This window comes from Paraburkholderia sp. EG304, from assembly GCF_046543485.1.
GTDB lineage: Bacteria > Pseudomonadota > Gammaproteobacteria > Burkholderiales > Burkholderiaceae > Paraburkholderia > Paraburkholderia youngii.
Map to the genome: position 1 here is coordinate 1 of NZ_JBKGUA010000159.1, position 3,490 is coordinate 3,490.

The 3,490-nt window shown below is 63.6% G+C and carries 2 protein-coding genes and 1 pseudogene; 1 reads left to right on the forward strand and 2 read right to left on the reverse strand.

Annotation, left to right across the window (positions count from 1 at the left end; translation table 11 throughout):
* Positions 1 to 175: 175 nt before the first annotated feature.
* Both ACLFKU_RS42775 and ACLFKU_RS42780 read right to left on the reverse strand, forming a co-directional pair.
* Positions 176 to 1,456, reverse strand: coding sequence for an SGNH/GDSL hydrolase family protein (locus ACLFKU_RS42775; RefSeq protein WP_410853261.1), 1,281 nt, complete (start codon positions 1,454 to 1,456; stop codon positions 176 to 178).
* 85 nt (positions 1,457 to 1,541) lie between these two features.
* A complete protein-coding gene (locus tag ACLFKU_RS42780) occupies positions 1,542 to 3,164 on the reverse strand; it encodes an NAD(P)/FAD-dependent oxidoreductase (protein ID WP_410853262.1) in 1,623 nt (540 codons plus the stop codon).
* 199 nt (positions 3,165 to 3,363) lie between these two features.
* Here ACLFKU_RS42780 and ACLFKU_RS42785 point away from each other — a divergent pair.
* Positions 3,364 to 3,490, forward strand: a pseudogene (locus ACLFKU_RS42785) (1,2-phenylacetyl-CoA epoxidase subunit A); the annotation flags it as partial.

The window sequence follows — 3,490 nt, forward strand, 5'->3', positions numbered from 1 at the left end:
ACTTATCGGCTGTTAGTTTTTAAAGATCGATCCGCCCAACCCGCCGCGCCTGAACCACCACTACCCGGCACCGCTTCGTTTGCGTCGCTGCGTCTGCAGCAGAGAAACGAGATTATGGAGAACTTCCGCCGGATCGTCAACACCCATTTTCACTTTCGCTTAAAAAAGCTGTGACTCACTTCCGGACAGCGCTCACCACGGCCTCAACTGGAACAGCATCGGCCATGGCCGCGTAGCCCGCGTCGCTCGGATGGATGTGATCACCGCCATCGAAAACGCGCTGCAGACGCTCCGGCTGCGCCCGATCGCGCAACGCCGCGTCGAAATCGACGACGTCATCGAAAGCGCGACTGGTCCGGATCCACTGATTAACCGCGAGTCGGATATTTTCCCGCTCCTGTGGCAGCGACGCCGGCGTCAGCGTCGCGCCGAACACCTTGACACCCTTGCGCCGCGCGGCCGCGATCACGCGCTGGTAACCGGCAATCAAATCGGCAGCCGTGACCGACGTATGAGGAAAATCGCAGTCGAGCCCCCCATGAGGCGGCATCGCCGCAAAGTTAATGTCGTTGATGCCAATCAGCACGACCGCCGCCTTGACGCCCGGACGTTGCAAAACGTCACGCTCGAAGCGGCTCGATAGCGCGTCGCCATAACAAGGCGAGTCGCTAAGAAGCCGGTTACCGCTGATGCCGAGATTCACGATTGCGGTCGATTGCGCGCCGCTCGCCGCCAGGCGCCGAGCCAGCGCATCTGGCCAGCGACGGTTCTGATTCAGGCTGGAGCGCATGCCGTCGGTGATTGAGTCGCCGATCGCAGCCACGGCAATTGACGGTCCCGCCACCTCCACTGACAAGCCTGTGACCCACACATATTGGGTGAAGCGACCGCGAAACGCGGCGGCGGACGCGTCGGCGGTGTGATTGCCCGGCACCGACACATAATTCACCTGATTCGACACACGGTGCCACGCGACGATCCGCTGCTCCGGTCCCATAAACGCACTGATCGCATACGGCGCGCCCTCGACGACGTCGATCCCGATCGGATCGCTGTCCAACTCGCCGCCGGGCGGAACGCTGACCGCGCCCTTGCCAGCAAACGTCACTCGACTTCCGCCCCCCTCTACCGCCGCCGTGCCGCCGACCGAGCGCGCGATGCGCAGTTCGTCGATGACGAGAGCTGTCTTGCTGTACACATTGCTCAGATGGATTCGCGCCGCCTTCCCCGACAAGGTCGGATACACGATTTGCCGAACGCTGCGCCCCGCGACTTCCGGCGCGCGATACAGCGGCGGCAAGTCGGCTCGCTGGGGAATCGGTTGCAGCGCGGTCGCCCACACGGCAACCCAATGCTCCGGCGCTTCGGCAGCGAACGCACTCGAGGAAACGACAAACGGAGCAAATTGGGCAAGCAGCGCCGCGCCGCATGCGGCAGCCAGGGTGCGAATGGTCATTCGGACGGTCGGTTCGAGGCGAAACGCGCATTGTGCCCGAACGACGCGACAATCGCCGGTACCCGGCGGCTGTGCCCGTTCGGACTCATGCCGTTTGCCGACTCATGATCTGCAGAGCGACGGCTTCGGCGACCTCGATTCCGTCGATCGCCGCCGAGTAGATGCCGCCAGCGTATCCCGCACCTTCGCCGGCGGGATACAGCCCTTTGATGTTGACGCTCTGATAATCATCGCCGCGACGCACGCGGACCGGCGACGACGTCCGCGTTTCAACGCCGGTCAGCACCGCGTCATGCATCGCGAAACCGGCGATTTTCTTTTCCATCTGCGGCAGCGCTTCGCGAATCGCCTCGATCGCATAGTCGGGCAGTGCAGTGCTGAGATCGGTCGGCCGCACGCCGGGCTTATACGACGGCACGACCGAGCCGAGCGACGTGGACGGCCGCCCGGCGATGAAGTCGCCGACCAACTGCCCCGGCGCCATATAGTTACCGCCACCGAGTTCGAACGCCCGCTCTTCCCACTTGCGCTGGAACGCGATGCCCGCGAGCGGGCCGCCCGGGTAGTCGTCTGGCGTAATGCCGACCACGATGCCCGCATTCGCGTTGCGCTCCGCGCGCGAGTACTGGCTCATGCCGTTAGTGACGACCCGCCCCGGCTCCGAAGTTGCCGCCACCACGGTGCCCCCGGGACACATGCAAAAGCTATACACCGCGCGCCCGTTGCTGCAGTGGTGCACCACCTTATAGTCGGCTGCGCCGAGCTGTTTGTGACCGGCAAATTTGCCGAAACGGCTGCGATCGATCACCCCCTGCGGATGCTCGATCCGGAAACCGAGCGAAAACGGCTTCGCCTCGACGTGAACGCCCCGGTCGTACAGCATCTGGAAGGTGTCGCGTGCGCTATGGCCGACCGCCAGTACCACGTGGTCGCAACGCAGCGTCTCGCCGGTCGACAGCTTCAGCCCGCGCACCTGGCCGTTGTCGATGTCGATGTCCTCGACGCGGGTCTCAAAGCGCACTTCGCCGCCCAGCTCGTGGATGCTCGCACGCATCTTCTCGACCATGCTGACGAGGCGAAACGTGCCAATATGCGGCCGGCTCAGATACAGGATGTCCTCCGGCGCACCGGCCCGCACGAATTCGTCGAGTACTTTGCGGCCGTAATGTTTCGGGTCCTTGATCTGGCTGTAGAGCTTGCCGTCGGAAAAAGTGCCCGCGCCACCTTCGCCGAACTGCACGTTCGACTCGGGATTCAGCACCGATTTGCGCCACAGGCCAAACGTGTCCTTGGTGCGCTCGCGCACGGCCTTGCCGCGCTCGAGGATGATCGGCCGGAAGCCCATCTGCGCGAGGATCAGTCCCGCGAACAGACCGCACGGTCCCATGCCGATCACGACCGGACGCGGCGTGCTTAGTTGGGCGGGCGCTTTGGCGACGAACTTGTAGCTCATGTCGGGGGTCACGCCGCAATGCGGCACGTCGGCGAGCCGTTTCAGCGCGGCCGCTTCATCCTTGACCTCGACATCGACGATATAGGTGAGCTTGATGTCGGCGCGCTTGCGCGCGTCATGCGCGCGGCGAAACACGGTGTATCGGATGAGCCCGTCCCGCGCCACGCCTAGGTCCGCGAGGCGCGCACGGATGGCGGCTTCGAGGGCGCTTTCGGGATGATCGAGCGGGAGTTTGATTTCGCTTAGACGTAACATGAGTACCGGAGATGCAAGTGGGCCGCAAATCGCGGCCAATTCGCAATTTTACCGGTAAGTGTCGGGGCGGGGTGACCTGCTTCGACACCCCCCAATGACGCTATCGAGCCTAATCCCCGTCCTCAAAAAATTTATTAACCGACCGGTCGGTTGGTTTATACTACGCCGACACAGACCACTCCTCCAGAGAGCGTCCCTCATGTACACCCAATCCCTCGATATCCCCGGCAACGTCGCCCCGCTGGACGCGGATGCGAATTCGCCCGAACAGGCGCGCTTCGACGCGGTCATGGCAGCCGACGGCAAGATCGAGCCGCAGGACTGGA

Excerpts from the sequence above, each read along its gene's own strand:
- ACLFKU_RS42775 (WP_410853261.1), bottom strand. The coding sequence starts at position 1,456 with ATGACCATTCGCACCCTGGCTGCCGCATGCGGCGCGGCGCTGCTTGCC.
- ACLFKU_RS42780 (WP_410853262.1), bottom strand. The coding sequence starts at position 3,164 with ATGTTACGTCTAAGCGAAATCAAACTCCCGCTCGATCATCCCGAAAGC.